Raw genomic sequence first — 26,122 nt, forward strand, 5'->3', positions numbered from 1 at the left:
TATAACGTAGGCATACGCTAATCCCTACTGTCGTTCAGGATTAGAGCTCCGAAGTCCATTCACCATTCATTTGTACTAGTTTCCACCAACCACTAGCTCTCTATGACAAATTTAAATAGCTACTACTCTTCATCAACGCTGATTTGTAAGTTATATTGTAATGCAAACTATCTCACAATTCAATTTATTTTTTATTTCGTAGACTGTCATCCTCGTAAGGGGTAGCTAACGTAATGGATAACTCCTCCATTATTTGACGAATAGCAAATAAAATATCCTGACGCACTTCTAGCATAACAGCTGTATCATTTGTAGCAATAAAGAAACGAACAAGTACACGATATGAATCATGATGAAATTCATCAATAAAAACATGGATCATCTCTTTCTCCGTTTTGGCATGCAAATAAATTTCCTTATGAATGGCTGTTAAAGCACTACGTAAATGGTCCTCCTCATTTTCGGCTGCTACATAGATAAATTGCTCACATTTCCGTTTTTCTCGTTTTGATAAATTATAAATAGGGCGGTTGACTAAATAGGAATTCGGCACATAGACAAGCCCCTTATCCCCTGTTTGAATTAAGGTACTTCGCAGATTGATATCTTCAATTGTGCCTTCAATTTTTTGATCTTCCGTTGCGATCCAATCTCCTATTTGGAATGGATTATCCAACGCGACAGACATACCACCAAATACATGTGCTAAAGTATCACGAATCCCAAAGGCAATCGCCACACCAGTTAAACCGATCCCTGTTAAAAAGCCATTGAGGTTAAAATCCCAAAACGAAGCAATCGTGAACATAGCAAAAATCATAATGATTACTTTACCGATTCGTAGAAAAAACGGTAATAAGACATTCTGATCCTCTTCACTCGTTAATTCGAATGGTTGTTTCGTATAAAAATTTAATACATCATAAATCCCTTTAAACGCAAAAAACACCAGAATTGACAATACAAAATTTTTCGTTGATTTATGTGTAAATAAAGGAACTTCTATTAAATAAGATAAACTCAGGACAATGACTGTCGTCATAAATGCATAGCCAATTGCTTTACTGAATTGGGCAAGTACATTCGCCTGGAATTTCCGCTGGCGATTTCTTAAAAAAGTCACTACACAATGAATGATTTTTTTTATGATGAAACGTTGAATAAGCCAACCAACTAAACAAATAATGGCGGCAATCAAGACATCCATCCAAGTTGGGACTGTAAATTTAGGTAATAACCAAAGTAATGAATCCATGTATTTCTCCTTTAAAAAACCTATGTATCTCCACCAAAAAGGAGCAAACCTTCAGAAACGGTTAGCCCCTATTTTTTTATTGTATAGCATCATCCGCAAAAAAAGCCTTATTGGCAAACCAAAACTGCTGTTTATTAAAATTATGTTCGTGCATGGCGATCACTGAAAATTCAGCATGGTATTTCCGCTTCATTTCCTCTAGCATCGTTCTTGCTTGTTTAGTTACGAGATGCTGTCCATCAATAGGCGCTCCTTCTGTAAAAATAATGACATCCGCTTCAGCATCGAGTTGATTTTCCTGTAGTAATGCTTTAACAAACTGTAAAACAGGCAATATTGCGGCTTCTCCTTGTGCCTTATATTCGATAAAACTCTTAAAATCAGCTAAATTTAAATGACCATTTTCAAAGCGATAGTGAACATGAATTTGACGATCATATGGAACAATATATAAATCGCGACCTTCACGATGAGCATTCATAAATAACGGTAAAATCATACTTTTACAAAGATCAGAGTAAGCAGCCATCCCCGTCGTTTGTTCTAAACAAATAATCATAGGCCCAGGTTCCTGTTGATATTCATGAAATGGCACATAAAAAATATTACCACTTTTTGTTGTCTGTTGCTTGAGCTTTTGACGTCTCAGCTCTGACCATTTTCGTTCATAATATAGGTATTGCTCATGGCCGTTTGCTAAGCGTTCAGCTTTTTCAATAGCAGGGATATTTTCTCGAATTTCATGCATAATATCTGCCAATTCTAGTGCAAATGCTGCCATATTTCGTAATGGCTCGCTCTTGAAAAAATAGTCGATAAAATAATGTTGTTCTCCTTCACTTAACTCCTCTAAATGTAAGTTTTTATAGAGAAAACGTAAATAGTCTAGTTGTTCGTTTGACATCTGCTGGTCAAATTGCTCAATGAATGTTTCGATTGCATCTTTCACGTAGCAGCACCTCCTAAGCATCACATTTTTCGGATAATGTCTATAGTATAGCCAAAAAAAATTTTTGACAATACAATAGTGCTCGTTATAAAGACGCTAGGGAAAAAGACAATGTTGCTGCTACATAAAATTTTTTTATCCAAATGAAAAGAAGAGCTAAAAGTAGCTCTTCCTCATTAATTATTTAATTCATAATGCTTGCCTTTGACTAAGTAAAATAGATGTTCTGCAATATTTGTCGCATGATCGGCAGAGCGTTCTAGATATCGGCAAATAAATGTGAGATGGGTTATCTGCGAAATATGTGCAGGATTTTCTACACCCGCGCGAAGTAAAAGTGTAATTGTTGCCCCGTATAAATCGTCTACATAATCATCTAATTCTGCGATTTCTTTGGCACGTACCGTATCTTCCTCTGTAAAGGCCTTCATGATACTCTCTAGCATTTCGACTGTTTTATTACACATCGTTTGTAGATTGGTTATCGGAAACACTATTGGTTCTTTGCCAATTCGAATCGCTTCCTTAGCAATATTAACCGCATAGTCGCCCACTCTTTCCATATCTGCTGCTGCTTTTACAAGGACCATAAGGCGACGCAAATCTGTTGCCACTGGTTGTTGCTTAGCAATCATTAAAATCACATGGTCATTAATTTCCTCTTCAAGACGATTAATGACTAAATCATCTTCTAAAATTTTCAAGGCTTTTTCTAAGTCCTGCTCTACTAATGCTTCAAAAGCCGTTTGTAGCGCTAGAATACTGCTGTTGGCAAGGGCAATAAATTGACCCTGTACCTCTTGTAACTCTTGTTCAAAACGCTCACGAACTACCATCTATTGCTCCTCCTTAGCCGAAACGTCCTGAAATATAATCTTCTGTGCGTTGATCCGCTGGTGTTTGGAAAATAATATCTGTTTTATCGTATTCAACAACCTCTCCACTTAGGAAGAATGCTGTGCGATCAGAAATACGAGCCGCTTGCTGCATATTATGTGTCACGATGATGATGGAATAATCTTTTTTCAGCTCTTGCACAAGCTCTTCCACCTTCAACGTAGAAATTGGGTCCAAAGCAGATGTTGGCTCATCCATTAAGATGACATCTGGTTCAATCGCTAAGCAACGTGCAATACAAATACGCTGTTGCTGACCACCCGATAACCCATAGGCATTTTGATTTAAACGATCTTTTACCTCATCCCAAATCGCTGCCCCTCTTAGTGACTTCTCCACAATCTCATCCAAAATCTTTTTATTTTTAATCCCATGGATTCTTGGTCCATAGGCAATATTATCATAAATAGATTTTGGGAATGGGTTCGGCTTTTGGAACACCATCCCTACACGTGTCCTTAATTCCTCTACTGTATAGCTTTTATCTAAAATATTTCGCTCACGATAGACGATTTCACCTGATGTTCGAACGCTTGGTACAAGTTCTACCATTCTATTTAATGTTTTTAGATACGTAGATTTACCACAGCCAGATGGCCCAATAATAGCCGTTACTTCATTTTCATAAATACTTAAATTAATATCTTTTAAACCATGGTGATCACCATACCATAAATTTAAGTTTCGTGTATCGTAGACAATCTTCTTCGCTCTATCATCTGAAGACTTAGTTGCCATTTGATTCAACTTGACAATCGTTTTTTCCTCTTTTAAATCTAGCACCATAAGGTCACCTCATTAATAACGTTTTTGGAATTTATTTCGTATAAAGATAGCAATAGAGTTCATTAATAGCAGAACCGTCATAAGCACTAAAATACCTGCGGCCGCCACATACTGAAAGGCTTCTTGTGGTCGCTTTGCCCAATCATAAATTTGCATCGGTAATGCAGTGAATTGACTTAATAAACTATTCGGTAAAAACTGTAGAATAACTGGAATCCCGATGACAACAAGTGGAGCTGTTTCTCCAATGGCACGAGACATGGCTAAAATACTTCCTGTTAAAATACCCGGAATGGCAGCTGGTAGCACCACGCGTAAAATGGTTTGCCATTTCGTTGCACCCATACCATATGATGCTTCTCTTTGTTCATTTGGTACGGCACGAATAGCCTCCTGTGCAGCTACAATGATAACAGGCAATATTAATAAACTCATCGTAAACCCTGCGGCTAAAATACTTTTGCCTAGCCCCATCATACGGACAAAAATTGTTAATCCAAGTAATCCAAAAACGATGGAAGGTACACCTGCTAGATTCGATATGTTCATTCGAATAAAGTCGTTAATTCTATTTTTCTTAGCATACTCCTCTAAATAAATCGCAGTACCTACACCTAAAATAATAGATACTGGCGCAACAACTGCCATTAACCACAGTGACCCAATTAAGGCAGCTTTAATCCCTGCCTTATCTGCAAATCGTGATGCAAAATTAGTTAAGAAATCGATATTTAAATAACCAATTCCCTGTGACACTATGCGATATAACAAAATAGCTAAAGTCACAAGCGCAAACATAGTTGCTAAGAAAAATAAGGTTTTCCAAACTTTATTAAATGTAATACGCTTGGTCAATCGTTTCATGACGACCGTGTCATCCATATAGCGCATGCTAGTAAACCTCCCTGAAGCGTTTCGAAATATAGTGAGCAAGTAAATTCATGATTAGTGTAAAGATAAATAATGTAAATCCTACTGAATAGATAGAGTAGTAGATTGTTGTACCATAACCTGCATCACCTGTTGAAACTTGTACAATGTACGCCGTCATTGTTTGAATGGAATCCGTTACATTTAAATCAAATTTCGGTGTAGATCCTCCAGCAAGTGAAACAATCATTGTTTCTCCAATTGCCCGGGAAATAGCTAACACGATTGAAGCAATAATTCCCGATAGTGCAGCTGGTAATACTACTTTAATAGCTACCTCAAATTTCGTCGCACCTAGAGCTAAAGCTCCTTCACGCATACTATTTGGTACGGATGACATCGCATCCTCTGATAGAGATGTAATCATAGGTAAAATCATGATACCTACAACAATCCCAGGACTTAATGCATTAAATAATTTGAGTCCAGGTACAATTTCTTGTAAAACAGGTGTGACAAACGTTAATGCAAAGAAACCATAGACGATTGTTGGTACACCTGCTAATACCTCTAAAATCGGTTTCACTGTACGTCGTGTTTTCTCACTTGCATATTCACTTAAATAGATAGCTGAAGCAATTCCAAATGGTACGGCTACTACAACTGCAATAAGTGTCACTTTTAATGTACCTGCGATTAATGGCAAAATTCCAAATAACGGTTCATTTCCTGAAAACGGTAACCACTTTGTCCCAAATAGGAAATCCGTAATCGACACACGTTTAAAGAACTCAAACGTTTCAAAAATAAGGGTGAAAACAATGCCAAACGTTGTTAAAATCGAAATAATAGCGGCAGAAAATAATAGAGCTGGCATTGCTTTTTCCACTATTTTCTTTGTTTTTTGATTGCGAGAATTTGCAATTAATTGCTGCACAGATGATGTCTTATTTTCCTTTTGAGAAACCATTGGGAGCTCCTTTCAAATAAGTGAGGGAAAGAGCATACATCTCTTTCCCTCTATGCATGTCTACTTATTTTAAGCCTTCTAAAGTTTTTAAGCCTTCAGTATATTTTTCTTCTGGTAAACGAACATAGCCAACTGCCTCAGCCATATCGCCTGCATTTTCAAGTGTAAATTGAATGAAGTCATATGCTGCTTCATTATCTTTCATAGCACTATTTTTCACGTAAGTGAATAGTGGGCGTGAAAGTGGTGTATATTCGCCACCCTCTATTGTTTCATTTGTTGGTTCAACACCATTTACTTTGACAATGTTTAATTTATCTTTATTTTCAAGGTAGTAAGCATAGCCGAAGAAACCGATTGCGTTTTTGTCACCAGCTACACCTTGCACTAGCATATTATCATCCTCTGATAATGTTGCTGAGCTTACTAGATCCGCACCATCTAAAATGACTTCATCGAAGTAATCGTATGTGCCTGAATCAGTACCTGGTGAATAGTAAACGATTTTTTCATCTGGCCATGATGGATCAATATCAGACCATTTTTTCTCTTTTCCATCTTCAACCCAAATTTTTTGTAATTGTTCTACTGTTAAATCCTTTGCCCAATCATTTTCTGGGTTCACCACTACAGATAAACCGTCATATGCTAAAGCTAGCTCTGTAAAATCAATACCCGCTTCTTCTAATTTCGATTTCTCTTCATCTTTTATATTACGAGATGCATTTGAAAAGTCTGTTTCACCTGCGATGAATTTTTCAAAACCACCACCAGTACCAGAAACCCCCACTGATACTTTGACATCTGGTTGTGCGCCTGCATACTCTTCAACAACTGCCTCAATGATTGGTGCTACTGTTGATGAGCCATCTCCAGCTACAGATCCTTGTAGCTTTTCATCAGCAGCTTCTTGTCCTGAACTAGCTGGTGCGTTCGTTTCTGCATTGTTTCCATTTTGTGCAGAATCGCTACCACATGCACCTAGCATTAATGCAGAACCCATTACTGCTGTCATCGTTAAGTACTTCCACTTTTTCATCTCATTTGCCTCCGTCGTGAACTGTTTTATAGTTATTTGTCTTACAATCTTTACTATAATGACTGATTGTTGAAGTCGTATAAACGGTTCGTAAAAGAGATGTAAAGGAATGTAATGCTTTGTAAACGATTGTAAAGATGCATTTACAATCGTCACGGTAAATGGTGTCCTGAGAGTAGATGATTCGACACCTAACGAAAAGAGACCACCCCCTCATTCATTTCACTATCTTAAGGCGCGAGGGTCTTCTTCTACTTGCTTCCTATAGGAAAGATGCTATAATAAGCACTTGTGTCAGGAAATATTTTATGTTGATGCAGTGTTGAAGGCCCCCTCCTTAATCGCGGGAGATCAATACTTGTTTTGCTTTTTAGCAGGTGTTCAAACGTCCACTGCATCGAAATAAAGTTTCCGGCGATTGTTACAAATGGCAGGCACGAAAAAATCTAGACGTATTGTTTTTCTGAACAAAAGCGAAGCATCAGCGACAATCACGTTGAGGCTAATGGATGAGGAGAGTTTGACCTTTGTCATGAAACATGCAAAAGTACAAAATGCCGATTATTTTAAAACCTATCTATTACTAGTAATGGAACATCGGGAATATTCACTTCAGGAGGCGATTGATTTTATGATAGCTTCTTATTTCTATCACAATATAGAGCTTTATGGAGTAAAGCCAAGAGAGCAGTTTGAATTGGCTATTCAGCAATTATCTGTGTAAAGCTTACTTTAATAGAAAAAACCGCTAGGCATTCTCATGCCTAGCGGTTTCATAGTGTTGAAAAACAAAACCATCCATAGAATTTATGTGAAAGGTGAAAAAGGATTTCCGTTGCAGGCTACTTGCTTTCCTGTGGGCGAGCGCCGAGCCGCTTCCTCCGTGCAGGGGCTCGCCTGTCTCGCTATTCCCACGGGAGTCAAGTAGCCTTCCACTCCAATCCATAAAATAAAAATGTTCACTTTTTAGCAAAAAAGTGAAGGTATTCACTACTCTTTTATGGTGGGGTGTTGTCACACATCACTTCTCCACATTGAAAATAAGAGGCTATCCTCTCTTATAATATAAATAATGGGCTATTTTGTTCAGGAAAAGACACTTTTGCAGAATGGTTGATTGGAGTGGAGCCAGCGTCACTCCTAGGGGATTTAGCGTCACAGAGGAGACCCTGGAGCGAACGCAGTGAGTGAAGCGGCTCATCAGACGCCCCCTGGAAAGGACGCTGGCGGAACGGAAATCAACCCCTCGCCTTACAAAATTGCTTATTATGCCGTTGACATTACCTTTTTTCAACAACATGAAACCGCTAGGCATTCTCATGCCTAGCGGTTTTCTTATTGTTGCTCATCCTCACCAATTTTCTCTTGTGTAACGGCAGGTAAAATTGGTTGTTTTACATTGCTATCTGTCACTTTTTCAGCTTGATATTTTGCTTTTAATTCAAAATACTTGTCTAAAGCACGTCTAGCAATGACATTATTTTGATAGTAGTGTGGAGCTAAGTTTGTATTAACCCATGGGATAACAACTGCATAGGCAATTTCAGGGTTTTCATATGGTGCAAAACCGACATGTGTTAAGTTAATCGTGTTTGTACCATAGTACTCTCGTAATGGACCATAATAAACTACCTCTGCTGTCCCTGTTTTCCCAGCAGCTGTATATGGAATATCCGCAAATTGAGCTCGTGCTGTACCGTGTTTACCAGTGTATACACGACGCAATCCTTGCTTTACATAATCGATCTCTTCTTTGGAATTATCAATTTGATTCAAAATAGTTGGTCCTACTTCTGTTACTAACTGGCCTAATTGTTTACCATCTTGAGATGGATCACGAACCTCTTTCACGACATGTGGCTGAATACGATAGCCACCATTGGCAACTGTTGAAATATATTGTGCTAATTGCAGAGGTGTATAAGTGTCATACTGACCAATGGCCAAGTCAAGCGTTTTCCCTCCCATCGTTGCACCTGATGGACCACGCACCCCACTAAATTCATTTGGTAAATCAATGCCTGTTTTCACACCTAAACCAAATTGCGCATAATTATTACGCATTCTGGGGAACGTATCGTCCTTTAAGCGTAATGGCATACCATAGCTATAAGGTGTTCCATTAAGCAGCAACGCAATCTTAAACATATAGGAGTTGGAAGAACGTTCTAAAGCCATTAAATCATCCATTGGAATATATCCACTACGGTTAAAAATAGACGTTTTAGGGTCTGTACCAGCTAATACAATAGGCTCATCTCCCATAGAAGTACCCATCGATATAACACCTTGATTGTATCCAGTAAGAACAGTTGCTGCCTTTACAGATGAACCTGCCTCATAAGCTGTTGTAAATGATCCATATGCATAGTCAATGACTTCATTTTTCCCTGTCTCAGCATTTTTTTCTATTTTCTTACCAGTCATGGATAGGACATCCCCTGTATTCGGGTCCATCATGATTAAGAAGGCGCGATCTAATAAATACGAGCCTGGGAGTGCTTTTAGGTTAAGCAGCTCTTCTTCCAAAATTTTCTCTGTTTCCGCCTGTAGCTCACTATCCATTGACAGGATTAAGTCTTTACCTGGTTCACCTTCATAGGTTGTCACCGTATCGACGACCTGCCCTTTTTTATTGGTAATATTTTTGACAACTGTTTTTTGACCTTGTAGTAACTCTTCATATTGAGCTTCGATATAACTTTCCCCTACTCGATCATTTCGTGAATAATCACGGGCTAAATAATAATTCAGCTTCTCTTTTGGTATCCCTTTTGTTGGGACCGTTGTACGACCAAGAATCGATAGAGAAGATAATTTTACGCGTTTCCAATCTGTCGTTGTGTTAACTCCTGGCAGTTCCGTTAAACGCTCGGAGACACGTGCAAATTCTTCTGCCGAGACATCTTCACTTTTTATAATTTGAGGTGATAAATTATAACCAGATGTCATCTCTCTAAAGATTGCTAATACTTCTAAATCTTTCTCTGACAATTGCAAAAGTTCTTCATTCGTAATGCGTTCACGTACTAGTTTATCAATCTCTGCATTGATTTGACTTGTCGTAATATTTTCTTTCGCTCGAATTTCAGCTTCTTCTGCCTTTGTCACTTTTTCATAAGCCGCATCATGATTTTTGATAATCCAAAAATCTTGTTTATCACGCAATGTGACGCGTTTTGTTGGTTGTTCAATTAATTGCGCCAGCTTTTCAGCTATATTTAGCATTTCATCTGTTGTGGTCGTTTGCATTTTCGTATAGGTAATGGCATTTTCAGGGTGATTATCGACTAAAATACGCCCGTAACGATCATACATGCGGCCCCTTGGCACACTTGTATTAACAGGAACTTCCTCTTTACTCTCTAAAAGTCGTACATACTCTTCCCCTTTGACGATTTGCATATAACCCAGTCTAAAAATTAACATTGAAAATACGATAAATATTGCAAAGAAAAGGATATTCATACGAAATGTTAAATTAGAATGATGTTTTGCTTTAACACTCGCCGCGCGATTTTTTCCGGGTGCTTTGCGCATATGTATTCCCCTCCTCATCTTCTGATCATTTCAATACACGATACTTAGTATACCATTCGAAGGTATGACAGAAAAGCACGCACTTACGAAATCTTATGTAAAACATCATTTATTTGACGGCACTTTCTGAGGAAAGGTTGCTTTTTTTTATACTTTCCCTCACGCTTACTTTTCTATCCAATAAAAAAGGCTATGCCTTGGTGATTACTCACCTTTGGCATAGCCGAAGATTCATCATTATTTTGCAGCTTGGAATTTAGCTTCTACTACGTCCCAGTTTACTACATTCCAGAAAGAACCGATGTAATCTGGACGACGGTTTTGGTAGTTTAAGTAATATGCATGTTCCCAAACATCTAAGCCTAGAATTGGAGTTTTACCTTCCATTACTGGAGAGTCTTGGTTAGGAGTAGACGTAACAGCCACTGAGTCACCATCAACGATTAACCAAGCCCAACCAGAACCGAAGCGAGTTGTAGCAGCTTTAGCAAATTCTTCTTTGAAAGCATCGAAAGAACCGAATTTAGCATCGATTGCTTTTGCTACTTCGCCAACTGGTGTATTTGAACCGCCTGGAGCGATAACTTCCCAGAATAATGTATGGTTAGCATGTCCGCCACCGTTGTTGCGTACAGCAGTTTGTTTGTCAGCTGGAAGAGCGTCAAGGTTTGCGATTAAGTCGTTAATGTTCTTTTCTGCAAATTCAGTACCTTCTACTGCTGCGTTTAAGTTTGTTACATAAGTATTGTGGTGTTTAGAATGGTGAATTTCCATTGTTTTTGCATCGATATGTGGTTCTAATGCATCATAAGCGTAAGTTAATTGTGGTAATTCGTAAGCCATTGTTAAGTTCCTCCCTAAAATAAGAAATAAATAGTACATCCTTAGATTATCAAAATTGGTCAAACCATTCAATGAAAAATACTTCAAATTGAAGATTTCAGCCTTTTGACTGAAATATCAATACGTTTACTATCTTACCCTTTCATCATAAACACTAAACCTTAAAAGTGAAGCATTAAATCGCGATAAAAAATACAATAATCATCACGATTTGAATGACAGCCTTTGCAATGGTAGATGTTAAAAAGCCTATTAGAGAGCCCACACCACTTTTCACAGCCTCATTAAAGGTACGTTTCTCAACAATAAGTTCTGCAATCACCGCGCCTAAAAATGGACCAATTAATATCCCTGCAACGGGAATAACAAATGGACCAATTAATAAACCGATAGTACTTCCCCACATTCCTGCGTTAGAACCACCAAACTTTTTAATGCCGAACGCATTTGCCACTGTATCGGCACCAAATAATAGCACTACAAATAGGATTTCAATCACCCAGAACCACCAGCTCAGCTCTGCGAATGAGAAAAATACACCATAAAGCAAAAATCCGCCAACTAAAAATAGTACACCCGGAATAATCGGATACACTAAACCAATAAACGAAATAATAAAGCAGGCAATCACTAAGATCCAGCCAATAACTTCCATAAAGTTTCTCTCCTTTTACCGTGCATTGCCTTTCATACGGAATAACAAAGTGAAAAGTTTCATCTCGCTAATGACGAATGCCTAAAATCGAGTCGGCAATGTTTACTGCATGGTCTCCTATACGTTCTAGATTGCTTACAATATCCATATAAACAATTCCCGCTGCTCCACTGCATTCATTAGTGTTCAAGCGAGCGATATGTTTTTGACGGAGTTTATCTTCCATATCATCTATTAAGCTTTCTAGCTCCGTTACCTCCTGAGCTAAACTTAAGCTCGCCGTATCTAAAGCTTCAATGCTTTTCCGTACTGCTTCAATGGCTAAACTAAACATACCAATTAAATCTTGTCGTGCTGATTTACTTAAACTCACTTCATGATGATCTTTGTATTGTAGAAGCTCTAATATATTTTCAAAATGGTCTCCAATCCGTTCAAAATCTCGCACATTTGTTAATAAGGTATGGTGTCTTACTGAGTCTGCTCGAGATAGCGGCTGCTTAGACACCATGACTAAATAATCCGTAATTTCATTGTCGAGATGATTGAGGCCGACCTCTAATTGCAAAACCGTTGGAATATGTTCTGCTTCCCCCGTTTTCATATATAAAAACGTTTCTTCCAGCCCTCGCAATGCATGTTCACCCATTCGTAACACTTCCTCTTTCGCTTGACCAAGGGCAATGGCAGGAGAGGAATCAATAAAGGATGGGTCCAGATGCTTAGTTGTCACATTGATATGACCGTCATTTCCTGGCAGCAACTTCGTAACTAATGTTGCAAGTCCAGCGATAAATGGAAGTTGAATCATCATATTAAATACGTTGAATGAACCATGTGCAAGAGCAATTTGCATGCGAGGCTCTAAATGAAATAACTCACTTACCCACTGGACAAACTGTATAAATGGTGTAAAGAATAGCATGAAAATGATCGTGCCGATGACATTAAAAAGGACATGTGCGGCAGCTGCACGCTTTGCATAAATAGAAGCACCAAGGGAAGCTAATACCGCTGTAATGGTCGTGCCAATATTTTCACCAAACAAAATAGGTAATGCACTATTTAAACCAATTAAATGTTCAGCATATAACCCTTGCAGCACACCAACCGTCGCAGTAGAACTTTGCACCAATAATGTGAATACGGTTCCTAAAAATATGCCTAAAATCGGTTGATTACTTAAATGAAGCGTTAATGATGCAAAGTCTGCCAATTGATGTAGTGCCTGCATACTTGCACTCATTAGCTCTAGCCCTAAAAATAAACCACCAAAGCCAAAAAGAATCTGGCCAATATGTTGATACGTTGCTTTTTTCAAGAAAAACAAACAACCTGCACCGATTGCCAACAAAGGGTAAAAATAGATACCAATATTAATGCCAATAATAAATGCTGTAATGGTTGTACCGATATTTGCCCCCATGATGACGCCAATGGCTTGACGCAATGTTAAAAAACCAGCACTCACTAAACCTACAGTTATGACTGTTGTTGCAGAACTTGACTGAATACAAATCGTTACAAATATACCCACTAAGACACCCATAATCGGGTTTGTAGTAAAGCGATTTAACCATTCACGTAATCGATCATCCGCTGATTTCTGAAGTCCATCACCCATAAATTTAATGGAAAATAAAAATACCCCTAACCCACCTAAAAATTGAAAGAGTATGCTTTGCCAATCTATTGTCAATTGTTTTCGCTCCAATTCCTACATCTCTACTACTCTATTTGTAATCATTAAATGATTACCAACAAAAAGTAAAGAAATCCTTTAACTTCTTTACATAATGTTAACATTTTATCATCTAGTTCCTCTTCATTTATACTTCTTTCATATCCTGTCCTCTTTGAACATGTTAAAATATCGATTGGAGGAGATATAGTATGAAACACTCACAGCTTTTTATCGATAGTCTCATTCATCCTAAAAAACTAGCAGCCTATCGTTTATTACCTATTGGAAAGGTTATTCAATATACTTTTCTACTCATTACCATTGTGTCCGTATTTTCTTTAGGTCGCTTTGCAGCAGGTATGTCTGTTGATACATTTGATATGGATAGTTTAACTGGTTTAACGGAATATATAGAAGGCATTAAATGGCTCTTATATCCATTCACCTTCCTCATGCTTTTTGTTGTGACAACCATGCTCATATTTGCACAAATTGCTCTCTATGCTTTAGCTGGTTTATTTATCTTAAAGGCAATGAAGCGTCGAGGTGAATATCGTCACATCTGGCGAACAGCTACCTTTGCCATCACTTGGGCAACTTTGCTATCAATGCTAGCAGACTATTTACCAATTAACAGTACCATTATCACTGTATTCTCTTTATTGTTAACCATTACTCTATTAATTGTGGCCTTTACAAAATATCCAAAACAACCAATTACAAAATAATGTGCATGAATCCCCTCTCTTCTCAATATAGTGTAGAAAAGGAGGGGATTTTTTGCGCGCATTCATCTTAACAGCCATCATCATTGTGATCGCCTTTGTCGTCAAAGTAGATTTAACCGAAGGATCTATCCCACTGGCAGCTTTATCTACCAAAAATACAGAAAATACTCTTTGTGAAAAACAGCGTGAGCCAAATTATATTACAGTACAAACGATTGAAGGTGACACTATCCATAGTTTATTTGCCCTACATCCTGCAAAAGTTCCTATGACCTTTCCAGAGCGCTTACAACTTTTTTACAACTTAAACCCACACTTACAATTACAAGCTCTCATTCCAGGTGAAAATATCAAGCTTCCACTGTCGTTTGAGCTTGAAAACAAATGTGGAAAATGAAAAGTTAGCGTTTCTTCCTTGTCCTTATTTTCCTACACTGCTAAAATAAATGACAGTGACGGCTGAAAATAGTGGCCCGAAAAGGAGAGAAAGTTAATGAGTGAAATTTGTCACCGTTCAAATACGCGTCCCGTACGTGTCGGTAACTTAACAATTGGTGGTAGTAATGAATTATTCATTCAAAGTATGTGTACAACCAAAACACATGATGTAGAAGCAACAGTTGCGGAAATTCTTCGTCTTGAGGAAGCGGGCTGTCAGGTTGTTCGTGTTGCTGTACCAGATGAGCGTGCAGCGGATGCGATTGCCGAAATTAAAAAACGTATTCATATTCCATTAGTAGCTGATATTCATTTTGACTATAGATTAGCATTAAAAGCCATTGAAAATGGTATTGATAAAGTACGTATTAACCCAGGTAATATTGGCCGTAAAGAAAAAGTGGAAGCTGTTGTTAATGCTGCCAAAGCGAAAGGTATCCCCATTCGTATTGGTGTTAATGCCGGCTCATTAGAGCGTCATATTTTAGAAAAATACGGCTATCCTACAGCTGATGGTATGGTTGAATCAGCTCTACACCATATTAAAATTTTGGAAGACTTGGACTTCCACGATATTATCGTGTCAATGAAGGCATCTGATGTTAATCTTGCTATTGAAGCTTATGAAAAGGCGGCGAAAGCCTTTAATTACCCGCTTCATTTAGGGATTACAGAATCAGGGACACTGTTTGCTGGTACAGTAAAATCAGCAGCTGGTCTTGGAGCCATCCTTTCAAAAGGCATTGGGAACACATTGCGTATCTCCCTTTCAGCTGACCCTGTAGAAGAAATAAAAGTAGCAAGAGAATTATTAAAATCATTTGGTCTAGCCTCTAATATGGCCACACTTATTTCTTGTCCTACATGTGGGCGCATTGAAATTGATTTAATTTCGATCGCAAATGAAGTGGAAGAATATATTTCAAAATTAAAGGTTCCTTTAAAAGTAGCTGTGTTGGGCTGTGCCGTAAACGGTCCAGGTGAAGCACGAGAAGCGGATATCGGAATTGCTGGTGCTCGTGGTGAAGGCTTACTTTTCATGAAGGGAAAAACAGTTCGTAAAGTACCTGAAGAAACGATGGTGGAAGAACTGAAAAAAGAAATTGATAAATTAGCAGCAGAAATGGAAGAAAAGCAAGCAGCAGAAGCAGCACAAAAAGCGAATGCTTAAGGAGGTGCTAGCATGAAAAAGCCTCGTTTTGGTATTGATATCGATGGGACTGTGACATGTCCAAGTACACTCATTCCACATATTAATAAGCAATACAATGTAAATATTACACTTGATGATGTTTGTGAATATGATTTTTTATCCGCCTTTCCACACCCTGTTGACCGCAGTGCATTTAATACATGGTTTAAGGAAAATGAGCCTTATATGTATGAAGTCTCTGAAGTGGCAAAAGATGCAAAAAATATTCTAACCGCTTGGAAAAATAATTTCGAGCTGTATTATATTTCTGCACGAGGTGAAAATGTAGCAAACATCACTGTCAATTGGTTTAAAACGCAAGCTATACCATACGATCATATCGAACTTCTAGGTAGCCACGATAAACTAGCTGCCGCGAAAAAGCATCATGTAGAAGCTTTCTTTGAGGATAAGCACGATAATGCGGTAATGCTGGCGGAGGAACTAAAAATCCCTGTTGTGTTATTTGACACACCATATAACCGCCTCACTGTTCCTGATAATGTTATACGAGTATATAATTGGCAGGAAGCCAATCAGTTTATTACAGATTATTTCAAATAAAGCAGAGGCGTGTTCAAACTTGGACACGACTCTTTTGTTTAACTTGTCTACTAAATCGAGTGTTACCGTTTTTTCAATTTTTCAGAGCATGCTCAAAAAATTCGGACATCATTATCAAGGCGGCATTGATGATTGCTATACCTCAAGAATTCCTCGTAGCCAACGATCCACAAAGTTTTCAAAGGTAATACCATAATTATCATAAACAGCATGATAGACAAAATAAGTTCCTAATCGATCAAGCATTTCATCATTAATTTTCATCCAAACCGCTCCCTTTCTCTCATCATTTTACTAAATCTTCAGACTTATATACTTTCCAAATGCCGAACAATCAAGTGGAGATCGCATCGTTGCAAAACCGTCACAAACTGCCGCCTTCATGCCCTTTCTTCGTATTTTTCTTTTCGTTAAGATAGTAATAACAACTTACTAGACTGGAGGGACTACTTGTGAAATGGATGACGAAGGTAGCTTGTATAACATGCATCTGTGCTTTACTAACAGGCTGTGGTGATCGATTAGCAGAAATTAGAGATGCTGCTTCAGGCATCAATTCAGCGGCCAATTCCGCAGCTAGTGCAGTTAGTCGAGATGTCCATGCCATGCGCGCTATAGACATTAACTATCAAGATACATCTTTTACAGTTAATGACCTATTTAAAACTATTTTACGTGACATCCGCTGGGATTATGACCTTGAAAAAAATGAGCTACATGTGAGAGGCACTTGGCAGCCCCCACTATTTTCTGACCAGCCCTGGGATGGAGATATGAAAGAAAAGCTAGCGGAAGCGGGCTTTGTCACGGTAACGTGTAAATTCATTGATGATAAAATCGATAGTAAGCACACAAACGTCATACTTACATATAATGAGGAAATTCTCTTACAAGAAAATGGTGAGGAAGCACTCCATCACCTATACGATACCTATTTACTTCCCTAATCTTAGTAACGTTTCTACCAGTTAACAATGGCAGAAACGTTATTTTTTTATTAAAAAAATCTTACAATTTTGAAATATTGAAGCCTATCATTTGAATATATTTAGACCATCACGTTATAATCAAAGTATCACGTGATGGTTTGGAGGTGTTTGCATTGGGACAGAGAAATTAAAAATTGGCGAACTTGCAGAAAAAACAGGCATTACTAAACGAACAATCGATTATTATACCAATATTGGTTTGTTGGATGCAGAACGTTCTGCAACAAATTATCGCTTCTATGATCCAATCATGATTGAACGACTTCAATTTATTGAACAACGCAAACAACAGGGACTCTCACTCGTAGCAATCCAACATGAATTGAACATCACACCCTATGAAGAAATCGATGTACAAATGCTTCGTTTAAAAATGCAAGATTTAGAGCATGATGTAGCTTCATTGCTAGAGCAAATGAACAAACAAGATGATAAAAAAATTGAAACCATTAAGAAAAACGTTTCACCCGAAAGTATTGCATTAATGCAATCCTTACTATTACTTATTCATAATTAGGAGGTGACGTTCTGTTTTTACAGAACGACTATTTGGAGACCATTATAAACCTATCGATTTTTACCATTTTATTAGCTTTAACAGGCTTTTTCGTAGCAACAGAATTTGCCATTGTCAAGGTGCGCTCCTCAAGACTCGATCAGCTGGTTGCAGAGGGCAATAAAAAAGCAATTGCTGCTAAGCATGTTGTCCATCATTTAGATGAATACTTATCTGCCTGCCAATTAGGTATTACAGTAACCGCACTTGGTATCGGGATGGTTGGTGAAAAAACCTTTGAATTTATGCTTCACCCACTTTTTGAAATGGTCGGCATTTCTGATAAATATATGACGATCTTTACAATTGGTACAGCCTTCGCTATCGCAACGTTTTTACATGTAGTAGTTGGCGAACTAGCTCCAAAAACGGCAGCTATTCAAAAGGCTGAAGCTATTACACTTCTTTTCGCAAAGCCAATTATGTTTTTCTACAAAATCATGTACCCATTTATTTGGTTTTTGAACGGTTCTGCACGTGTTTTAATTGGACTATTCGGCATGAAGCCCGCTAGTGAACATGAGCTTTCTCATACAGAGGAAGAATTGCGATTATTAATGTCTGAAAGCTTTAAAAGTGGTGAAATCAATAAATCTGAGCTTAAATATGTGAACAATGTCTTTGAATTTGATGAACGTATTGCTCGTGAAATCATGGTTCCCCGAACAGAAATAGTTGGTATTGAACAAAATGAATCGTTTACCCATATCATTCATACCATTGCCGAGGAAAAATATACGCGCTACCCTGTATACGATGGTGACCGCGATAATATTCTAGGCTTTATCAATGCCAAGGAGCTATTTACGCATGGGTTACTTGAACAACTTACAGACGACACATTAGTTTTAGAGGATTTCATTAATCCTGTCATTCGTGTTATTGAAACAATTCCTATTCAGGAATTACTTGTACGCATGCAAAAAGAACGAATCCATATGGCCATTTTAATGGACGAATATGGTGGTACATCTGGACTAGTAACTGTTGAAGACATTTTAGAGGAAATTGTTGGTGAAATTCGGGATGAATTTGACGGTGATGAAATTGCTGATATTCGAAAAATCACAGATCATCACTATATTTTAAATGCCAAAATGCTTGTGGAAGATGTTGAAAATCTATTAAACATTACGCTGGATGCAGAGGAAGTAGAAACATTAGGTGGTTGGTTCTTAACAGTGAATAATGGCATTAAAGCTTCAAGAAATATTGAATTAGACACCTATCTCTTTAGCATCTATGAGCAACAAGGGCATCAAATTCATTATATTGAGGTTCGACCTCTACGAAAAAGTGCACCAGTTATCACAGAAGTACAATCAACATAACAGAATGAAACTGGTATTTATTATTCCATTATTAGCCATTCCACTATATAATGGATAACGTAATAAGATTCTAGTTTCAGGGGGCAATACACATGACATTGTTTAAGCTATATCATTCAGATGGTATTCACATTATTACCGACGTAAAAAAACACAAAACAAATATTGAATTAAAAACGGTTACAGGAGAAATTTTATATATTATCGTTGTAACAGACGAAAATTACACAGTCTATGACGATCGTTTTGCAGGAGCTTCTAAGCAATTAAATTCTGTGGAAGCCTTCGATATTGATGGTAGTTTCCGCAGTTTAGATTTCGATAATATGCGTGCCTTATTTAAGGAGGCTTTTACAAACCTATTACATGAGATTGCCTTATGTGTCAAAAATAAAGAAGAACTGGTGGATATTGATACGCTCCGCCATAAAGTAAGTGCACAGATTAAAGGCATCCATTTCCGTGTAATCTCTGATACGAAAAAATATGAGATTTAATCATCCAACAGACTGTTCCATTATGGGCAGTCTGTTTCATTTTTAATTCCACTATCGAAAGAAAAACACGTATCTTTACTTTCATGTATAATGGAACATAACAATCTGAAAAAAGGGGTGTTAGGATGAATCGTGAACAATTAATCACACTCATTTCAGAAAAACTGAAATTAATCCGTACAGAAAAAGCTTTTACACAGGATCAAATGAGTGATTTATTAGGACTATCTAAGAAAACACTTGTACAAATTGAAAAAGGCCGTATCCTAGCTGGTTGGACAACTACTGTTGCCATTTGCACTTTGTGTCGTGACAGCTCGATTTTACAGCATGAGCTTGGCGGTGATCCATTGGAGGTAGTAGATTTAATCGCGAATAATGGAACATTGCAGCCAAAGGAAAAAACAATGGGTGGATACATATGGTGGAAAAATATTCATGAGCACGATGGTTATAAACTACAGCAAAACGTTATCAGTCAGCATTTCCGCATTTTAGACAATAATAACTTTCGCCTTATTTCAACATTTGATGAACAGATCGTTAAACAAGCTTGGGACGAATTAATGATTTAATCTAATAGGTTAACAGTATAAGTATTCTAACCTGCTTCTGCTGTTAACCTTCAGCCCCTCCCCTCTCGCAAAACCCCCACCCCTGACAAATGAATAAGGAAATAAAATCTCCTTTCATATGATAAAGAAAAATAGTAGGAAGTGAATTATTTCTTCGACCATTCTATGTAAAAGCTGGAAAAGTCGAAATTTGTAGAAGAATTCTCTATACTGAATAGTAATGCTTTACTATTAGAAAGGATGCTCGAAAATGAATCGAATACTAGCAATTAGTGATATACATGGAGAATTAGGGCTGTTAGAAGAATTACTTTTAAAAGCAAACTACGATCCACCGAATGACCAACTTTTTTTACTTGGTGATTACGTAGACAGAGGTCCCGCTTCTAGTGGTGTATTAAATTTGGTTAATGAATTACAAGCAAAGGGTGCACGTGTTTTGCTAGGTAACCACGAGGCAATCATGCTCAATGCCTGTCGTTCTGGCCTTGCTAAGCCATGGAACCATTGGGTCGGACTATGTGGTGGAGAGGCCACACTGGCAAGCTATGGCTACCAGTTGGAAGATTTTGAGGAAGCTATTGAAAACAATACATTGCCTAGCTTTATTCAAACATTACCGAAGCTTGAAGAACATTTACAACTAATTGAAACATTTGAAATATATATTGAGTTAGAGGATGCTATTTTTGTCCACGGGGGCGTTGTTCCTGGTGTCGCTATCGCAGACACTGACCCCATGCGTTTACTGTGGATTCGTGAGGAATTTCATGCAGGTTATAATGGGGATAAAACGGTGATCTTTGGACATACCCCTACGTATAATCTTCACCAAAATCCAACGGACTATCGTGTCTATTTCGGAGAAAATAACATCATAGGCATTGATGGTGGCGCAGTTTTTGGCGGACAGCTACATGCATTAGAGTGGCCAAGTCGCCAAATTATTTCAGTAGCTAATAAAAAACCAACAAGTAACGAATAACTTGTTGGTTTTTATTTTGAAGATTGTTTTTTCAAGCGAGCTCTATAAATCTGGACGCCATGACGTCTAGTCATCATTGATTGAATCAATATAACTTAAAGATAACCCCTACTAATGAGTATACAATGACAGTTGAAAATAGTATTGTCATATGGAAAAGTGAAAAGACAAACATTTTAGTAGCCCATTTCACTTGATCCGTATTACTATGATAGCCGTAAATACTCATCACTAACCAAGCAACACTTAAAATCAATGCCACAAGCATAATTCCAACACTTAACGAGCCAAATAAAAAGCTTGATAGAATCAATAAAACTAAATAAAAATTGGTTTGATAATACGTACGGCGCATTCCTTTGACAACGGGCAGCATAGGTACGCTGGCTGCTTCATAGTCTACACGTTTGCGGATCGCAATGGCATAAAAATGGGGCATTTGCCAAATCACCATGACAAAAAATAAACCAAGTATCGCAGGATGTGTAATATCTGTTGATACCGCAGACCAACCAATTAATGGCGGCACTGCCCCACTAATACTACCAATTTCCGTATTATAAATCGTACGACGTTTTGTCCACATTGTATAAGGGACTACATATAAAAACACACCTAATAGACCAAACGCAGCTGCTAATGGTGAAGCCAGTGCCAACACAGCTACCCCGATGATCAACATCGCAACGGCTAAAGATAGCGTCGTTTTTGCTGACATTTCCCCTGTTACAGTTGGTCGGCTTTGTGTACGAGGCATAATCGCATCAATATCACGATCATAGACATTATTAAATGCCCCTGCTGCTCCAATTACAAGGGCAGAACCGATTGTTGAAAAAATAATTTCTGGTATATTGTCCATTAACGTCATTTTATTTTTGTACATGCCTAGCGTTAAACCAGCCCACATCGGTATTAAATTGGATTTGATAATGCCAGTTTTGACCGTTTGCGCTAAAATAGCAGAGCGTGATGACTTCCCTCGTGATTTTTCGGAGGATTGCGGTTTATGCTCCGTTTTCAGATTTTGTTCCATTCATCTTAATTCCTTTTCTCCATAATTTCTACCCGCTTCCATCGATAGAAAGCGACAAAATTTGCATCTAGCACATCAAATTATTATTTTACCCCTTTTAGATTGGTTCTGTCTCTATGTTCACATAAAGTACATGTTTTCATCTAACCAACCACGCTCATTCACAACATCTTCTATGATACCACCGACTGACATGAATTTGAACCTTCTTGCCTCGATTCTTCTAATCACTATTGGAGAAAAATAATTTGATAAGTGATCTTTTTTCCATAGCAAAAAAAACCGAGACATTTATTTGCCTCGGTTGTCATTTTATTGAAGATCTTCTTGTAATTGCTGTGCTAAAAATGCTACAAGGTCACGAAGATTATCAGGTGTGACACCATGTCCATCTGGATATTGCTTAAAGGTTACCTTTGCACCAAATTGTTCAAAAATCTCCTTACTCTCCATGCCCCATTGAGAAGGAATGACATAATCATAATCACCATGAGAAATAAAAGCATGTAAATGCTCTACTGAGCGGATGGCATATTCCTCCGTTACAAATTTAGGGGTATAGCCACTTAAAGCAACGATTCCTGTCACTAAATTCCCCATGACAAAGGCAAGTGATTGTGCTAATACGGCGCCTTGGCTAAAGCCTAAGACGAATACTTTATGAGGATCGATTTGATATTCATCGATCGCTTCTAATATAAAACGTTGAAGCGCCATTAATACTTTATCAAAAATTGCGCGATCTGGTTGTCCCACCTCTTGAATCGTGAAAAAAGCATAGCCAGGATTCTGTGTAATCGGCCCTCGTAAGCTAAATATATGACATTGCTCTTGAAAATCTTGCACTAATTGTGGTAAGTCCTCTTCATGACTACCCATACCATGCAATAAAAAAATAGCAGGATATTTTTTCGTAGAATCCATTTCAGTTGGTTGTGTATGTTTAAAAGTAAATGGTGTATTCATTCAATTAAATTCCTTTCACGTAAAACTTCGTAACAAAGTTAGCATAATTTTGTTTTATTAATCAAACCATCTGTATGATAAGCAATATACCCATTTACAATACGAATTGTTTCTTCTGGGTCTGCATCAAAAAGTACTTTTGATTGCTCTGGCGTTGATACAAAAACAGTTAATAAATCCATCCGCATTGAATGACCGGCTGAGCTATATGCATAGTCATAAATGATGGCTTCCTCTGTCATGTTTTCCGTCTCATACTGCTTATGGAATAATTCCTTCGCTGCCTCCATTTGCTCTGCTACTTGCTGACGAATTCGCATCTGGTGCATTAATAACTCTTCCTCCAGCGCTGCAGGCTTTAGCCAATTTTTTGCATGAAGCATTTTTAAAAATTGTTGCTCCCAAGCCTGTTCATTCTCAGTAAAAAAGAGCATATTGACCATCAGCATATCCCAAAAGTCCTTAGTGGATGCGGCTGATTGTCGCTGCACGGCAATGGTTTCTTTAAAATGCTCTTCCACCTTCGTTATATTCATATTGCGAACTAAATGATTACATACGTTTTCAATAAATTTATTTGCCACTTCTTGTGCCATAAAAAAATCCGTCCTTTATATCTACAAATCATTTTCTTTCTTATCATACCATGATTGTGGAATATGGCAACGAACCTCTCTCAGCCGAAAAAAGATGCCTCCATTTACAGTTGGAGACATCCTACATAAATTAAGAGAACACATAGCTATCCATAGTATCCATTGTATTTTGAATGGCATCTTTCAATGATCGTTGCTGTTCTCCGCAAGAGGCTAGTGCATCCTCCAAAGCGAGTGCGGCATTCGCCATAAATGGAGCCATTTGTAAATCCTTCGCCAATTGAATAAGGACTAGTGCTTTATTCCATTTCCAACGAGGATTTATAGGATCTAGTTGAATCGCTTGCTCTAAATAACCAAGTGCATCAAAAGGCATCCAACCAAAGCGATGCATTGTCTGCCCCGTAATCCCCCAGTAGACAGCCTTATTTGGGTTTTCCTTTACTGCTTGTTGAAAGCAGTGAACACTCTCATTGTAGTGGTGAGCAAATAAAAACAGCTCCCCTTGTGTAAAAAAGGATTGAGCCCTATCGGATGGTGTGCCTGTTTTCGCAGCTTCCTCTAATTGCTGAATACGCTTGGCAAATGCCTCTTCCTCTTCTATTGCACGTATTTCCACCACCAAATCCGATTCAGGGTAGCTTTCATCAGCTCTTTCTGCATGCTGTACTTCCCCATGTGCTGTAGGCTTTGGGTAGCGATCAAGATCATATTGTTCGAATAAAGCCATGTATTTTTGTGCCCGTGCTTTTTCTTCTTCGCTTGTCACCTGCTTCGCCAATTCATAGCATTTCATCAGTTCACCGTTATAAAAATAATCATCCATTGACATTGTCGATTCCTCCAGTGTACAACTTTTCAGTATTTTTAGTATACACTACAAAAACCAAAAGAGACTGTATCAAAAGTTATTTTGATACAGTCTCTTAATGTGGAAAAGAAAACCATCCATAATAGCATTTTTGTGAAAGGTAAAAAAGGATTTCTGTTGTAGGCTACTTGCTTTCCTGTGGGCGAGCGCCGAGCCGCTTCCTCTGCTACCGCTCCGTTTAGAGGCTCGCCTGTCTCGCTATCCCACGGGACTCAAGTAGCCTTCCACCCCATAAAATAAAAATGTTAACTTTTTAGCAAAGGTTCAAGTGAAGGCATTCACTACTCTTTTATGGAGGGGTGTTGTCACACATCACTTCTCCACATTGAAAATAAGAGGCTATCCTCTCTTATAATATAAATAATGGTCTATTTTGTTCAGGAAAAGACACTTTTGCAGAAAGGTTGATTGGAGTGGAGCCAGCGTCACTCCTAGGGAATTTAGCGTCATAGAGGAGACCCTGGAGCGAACGCAGTGAGTGAAGCGGCTCATCGGACGGCCCCCCTGGAAAGGACGCTGGCGGAACGGAAATCAACCTCTTACCTTGTTAAAAAGTCTTGTTCTGCTATTAACATCATCTTTTTCAACAACATGAGACTGTATCAAAAGTTATTTTGATACAGTCTCTACTTCTCTATTTCTTTAACACGACGGTATTTAAAAAAGTACGTAAATCCTCTTCTTTAAGAGCTCCTACAAAGCGATTTACTTCTTTACCACCTTCGAAATGAATAAATGTCGGTGTTGCTTCAATATTATACTTATTCCATAAATCTTCATATTCATAGACATTCAATTGTGCAACATCAACACCTAGCTCATCGGCAACTGGCATTAATACTGGTGTAAATGCTTGGCAGTGAACACAAATTGGACTGAAGAAGTAAGCATTAACTGCTTCACCAGCTTCAATTTTAGCTTCTAGTTCATCTGGTAACATAATGTTTTGATAGTTTTTATCGTCTAATTGATCGATTGTTTCTTGTTTTAGCTTTTTATCGCCGTAAGGGTTGTTTGCGCTTTCTAATTTACTCTTGTTTGAGACATTGGTAAGCACAATAATTGCTGCAAATAATACAACAATCACTGAGCCAATAATTAATAATTTTTTCACTAAAATAGTGACCTCCTTTTTTACACTAAAAGCCTAATTTTAGTGTATTCGCGTTTGATTATAAAGTGTTTTGAAAACCTAGTAAACTAATTTGCCTTTAAATGAAGATATTTCACATTTATAACATAATTTTAAGTATATTTGGGAACATACATAATGAGAGATCATGCAAATTTTGAAATGTGGGGTGATTTAG

28 protein-coding genes and 1 other annotated feature (1 of these 29 only partly in view) are annotated in these 26,122 nt (G+C 37.9%); of the genes, 11 read left to right on the forward strand and 17 right to left on the reverse strand.

Annotation, left to right across the window (positions count from 1 at the left end):
• Positions 1-145 (reverse strand) — a binding site (T-box leader) (it extends 67 nt beyond the left edge of the window).
• 39 nt (positions 146-184) lie between these two features.
• The 7 genes from MHI22_RS08005 to MHI22_RS08035 form a co-directional block, all read right to left on the reverse strand.
• A complete protein-coding gene (locus MHI22_RS08005) occupies positions 185-1,255 on the reverse strand; it encodes a mechanosensitive ion channel family protein (protein ID WP_036120260.1) in 1,071 nt (356 codons plus the stop codon).
• Positions 1,256-1,331: 76 nt separating this feature from the next.
• A complete protein-coding gene (locus tag MHI22_RS08010) occupies positions 1,332-2,204 on the reverse strand; it encodes a hypothetical protein (protein ID WP_058844129.1) in 873 nt (290 codons plus the stop codon).
• 176 nt (positions 2,205-2,380) lie between these two features.
• Positions 2,381-3,040, reverse strand: a complete 660-nt coding sequence (phoU, locus tag MHI22_RS08015) for a phosphate signaling complex protein PhoU (RefSeq protein ID WP_036120292.1) — start codon at positions 3,038-3,040, stop codon at positions 2,381-2,383.
• Between the two features lie 13 nt (positions 3,041-3,053).
• Positions 3,054-3,839, reverse strand: coding sequence for a phosphate ABC transporter ATP-binding protein PstB (pstB, locus tag MHI22_RS08020; protein WP_230593777.1), 786 nt, complete (start codon positions 3,837-3,839; stop codon positions 3,054-3,056).
• 60 nt (positions 3,840-3,899) lie between these two features.
• Complete coding sequence (gene pstA, locus MHI22_RS08025; protein ID WP_036120300.1) at positions 3,900-4,778, reverse strand: phosphate ABC transporter permease PstA; 879 nt, start codon at positions 4,776-4,778, stop codon at positions 3,900-3,902.
• 1 nt (position 4,779) lies between these two features.
• A complete protein-coding gene (gene pstC / locus MHI22_RS08030) occupies positions 4,780-5,727 on the reverse strand; it encodes a phosphate ABC transporter permease subunit PstC (RefSeq protein ID WP_036120302.1) in 948 nt (315 codons plus the stop codon).
• A gap of 64 nt (positions 5,728-5,791) precedes the next feature.
• A complete protein-coding gene (locus MHI22_RS08035) occupies positions 5,792-6,766 on the reverse strand; it encodes a PstS family phosphate ABC transporter substrate-binding protein (RefSeq protein WP_036120305.1) in 975 nt (324 codons plus the stop codon).
• 532 nt (positions 6,767-7,298) lie between these two features.
• Between MHI22_RS08035 and MHI22_RS08040 the strand changes: the two genes are divergently transcribed.
• Positions 7,299-7,490, forward strand: coding sequence for a hypothetical protein (locus tag MHI22_RS08040; RefSeq protein WP_058844127.1), 192 nt, complete (start codon positions 7,299-7,301; stop codon positions 7,488-7,490).
• Between the two features lie 611 nt (positions 7,491-8,101).
• On the opposite strand, the gene MHI22_RS08045 is transcribed toward MHI22_RS08040, so the two are convergent.
• From MHI22_RS08045 to MHI22_RS08060, 4 genes are all read right to left on the reverse strand, one after another.
• Positions 8,102-10,306, reverse strand: a complete 2,205-nt coding sequence (locus MHI22_RS08045) for a peptidoglycan D,D-transpeptidase FtsI family protein (protein WP_340811676.1) — start codon at positions 10,304-10,306, stop codon at positions 8,102-8,104.
• Positions 10,307-10,543: 237 nt separating this feature from the next.
• Positions 10,544-11,149 carry a superoxide dismutase gene (locus MHI22_RS08050; protein WP_036120319.1) on the reverse strand — a complete coding sequence of 202 codons (606 nt, stop codon included), beginning with the start codon at positions 11,147-11,149 and terminating at the stop codon, positions 10,544-10,546.
• A 175-nt stretch (positions 11,150-11,324) separates the two neighbouring features.
• Complete coding sequence (locus MHI22_RS08055) at positions 11,325-11,804, reverse strand: DUF456 domain-containing protein (RefSeq protein WP_058844800.1); 480 nt, start codon at positions 11,802-11,804, stop codon at positions 11,325-11,327.
• A 67-nt stretch (positions 11,805-11,871) separates the two neighbouring features.
• Complete coding sequence (locus tag MHI22_RS08060) at positions 11,872-13,503, reverse strand: Na/Pi cotransporter family protein (RefSeq protein WP_036120325.1); 1,632 nt, start codon at positions 13,501-13,503, stop codon at positions 11,872-11,874.
• Positions 13,504-13,697: 194 nt separating this feature from the next.
• Here MHI22_RS08060 and MHI22_RS08065 point away from each other — a divergent pair, with 194 nt between their 5' ends.
• From MHI22_RS08065 to MHI22_RS08080, 4 genes are all read left to right on the forward strand, one after another.
• Complete coding sequence (locus MHI22_RS08065) at positions 13,698-14,216, forward strand: DUF1189 family protein (RefSeq protein WP_036120327.1); 519 nt, start codon at positions 13,698-13,700, stop codon at positions 14,214-14,216.
• A 52-nt stretch (positions 14,217-14,268) separates the two neighbouring features.
• Complete coding sequence (locus MHI22_RS08070; protein ID WP_340811678.1) at positions 14,269-14,613, forward strand: hypothetical protein; 345 nt, start codon at positions 14,269-14,271, stop codon at positions 14,611-14,613.
• Positions 14,614-14,718: 105 nt separating this feature from the next.
• Positions 14,719-15,825: a flavodoxin-dependent (E)-4-hydroxy-3-methylbut-2-enyl-diphosphate synthase gene (gene ispG / locus MHI22_RS08075; RefSeq protein WP_170829863.1), complete on the forward strand. Its 1,107-nt coding sequence runs from the start codon at positions 14,719-14,721 to the stop codon at positions 15,823-15,825.
• Positions 15,826-15,837: 12 nt separating this feature from the next.
• Positions 15,838-16,410: a 5' nucleotidase, NT5C type gene (locus MHI22_RS08080; RefSeq protein ID WP_036120338.1), complete on the forward strand. Its 573-nt coding sequence runs from the start codon at positions 15,838-15,840 to the stop codon at positions 16,408-16,410.
• A 135-nt stretch (positions 16,411-16,545) separates the two neighbouring features.
• Here MHI22_RS08080 and MHI22_RS08085 read toward each other — a convergent pair whose 3' ends face one another.
• Positions 16,546-16,674 (reverse strand): hypothetical protein, encoded by a 129-nt coding sequence (locus MHI22_RS08085; RefSeq protein ID WP_255358828.1) that lies wholly within the window; start codon positions 16,672-16,674, stop codon positions 16,546-16,548.
• Between the two features lie 197 nt (positions 16,675-16,871).
• Here MHI22_RS08085 and MHI22_RS08090 point away from each other — a divergent pair, with 197 nt between their 5' ends.
• From MHI22_RS08090 to MHI22_RS08115, 6 genes are all read left to right on the forward strand, one after another.
• On the forward strand, positions 16,872-17,357 hold the full coding sequence (locus MHI22_RS08090; RefSeq protein ID WP_230593778.1) for a hypothetical protein: 486 nt from the start codon (positions 16,872-16,874) through the stop codon (positions 17,355-17,357).
• 217 nt (positions 17,358-17,574) lie between these two features.
• Positions 17,575-17,916, forward strand: a complete 342-nt coding sequence (locus MHI22_RS08095; RefSeq protein ID WP_036120344.1) for a MerR family transcriptional regulator — start codon at positions 17,575-17,577, stop codon at positions 17,914-17,916.
• Between the two features lie 32 nt (positions 17,917-17,948).
• Positions 17,949-19,286, forward strand: a complete 1,338-nt coding sequence (locus MHI22_RS08100) for a hemolysin family protein (protein ID WP_036120348.1) — start codon at positions 17,949-17,951, stop codon at positions 19,284-19,286.
• A gap of 92 nt (positions 19,287-19,378) precedes the next feature.
• Positions 19,379-19,783 carry a hypothetical protein gene (locus MHI22_RS08105; RefSeq protein ID WP_036120352.1) on the forward strand — a complete coding sequence of 135 codons (405 nt, stop codon included), beginning with the start codon at positions 19,379-19,381 and terminating at the stop codon, positions 19,781-19,783.
• Positions 19,784-19,908: 125 nt separating this feature from the next.
• Entirely contained in the window at positions 19,909-20,358 is a 450-nt protein-coding gene (locus MHI22_RS08110) for a helix-turn-helix transcriptional regulator (protein ID WP_036120355.1), read from the forward strand.
• Positions 20,359-20,608: 250 nt separating this feature from the next.
• Positions 20,609-21,343: a metallophosphoesterase gene (locus MHI22_RS08115; protein ID WP_036120358.1), complete on the forward strand. Its 735-nt coding sequence runs from the start codon at positions 20,609-20,611 to the stop codon at positions 21,341-21,343.
• An 85-nt stretch (positions 21,344-21,428) separates the two neighbouring features.
• Here MHI22_RS08115 and cyoE read toward each other — a convergent pair whose 3' ends face one another.
• The 5 genes from cyoE to MHI22_RS08140 form a co-directional block, all read right to left on the reverse strand.
• On the reverse strand, positions 21,429-22,379 hold the full coding sequence (gene cyoE / locus MHI22_RS08120; protein WP_036120361.1) for a heme o synthase: 951 nt from the start codon (positions 22,377-22,379) through the stop codon (positions 21,429-21,431).
• Between the two features lie 312 nt (positions 22,380-22,691).
• Complete coding sequence (locus MHI22_RS08125; RefSeq protein ID WP_058844801.1) at positions 22,692-23,345, reverse strand: alpha/beta hydrolase; 654 nt, start codon at positions 23,343-23,345, stop codon at positions 22,692-22,694.
• 38 nt (positions 23,346-23,383) lie between these two features.
• Positions 23,384-23,941 carry a hypothetical protein gene (locus tag MHI22_RS08130; RefSeq protein WP_058844802.1) on the reverse strand — a complete coding sequence of 186 codons (558 nt, stop codon included), beginning with the start codon at positions 23,939-23,941 and terminating at the stop codon, positions 23,384-23,386.
• Positions 23,942-24,071: 130 nt separating this feature from the next.
• The gene (locus MHI22_RS08135) at positions 24,072-24,773 is read right to left on the reverse strand and encodes a tetratricopeptide repeat protein (RefSeq protein ID WP_058844803.1); all 702 of its coding nucleotides are present in this window, start codon (positions 24,771-24,773) and stop codon (positions 24,072-24,074) included.
• A gap of 673 nt (positions 24,774-25,446) precedes the next feature.
• On the reverse strand, positions 25,447-25,926 hold the full coding sequence (locus MHI22_RS08140) for a thioredoxin family protein (protein WP_036120381.1): 480 nt from the start codon (positions 25,924-25,926) through the stop codon (positions 25,447-25,449).
• Between the last annotated feature and the right edge of the window lie 196 nt (positions 25,927-26,122).

The organism is Lysinibacillus sp. FSL L8-0312 (genome assembly GCF_038003285.1).
GTDB lineage: Bacteria > Bacillota > Bacilli > Bacillales_A > Planococcaceae > Lysinibacillus > Lysinibacillus fusiformis_D.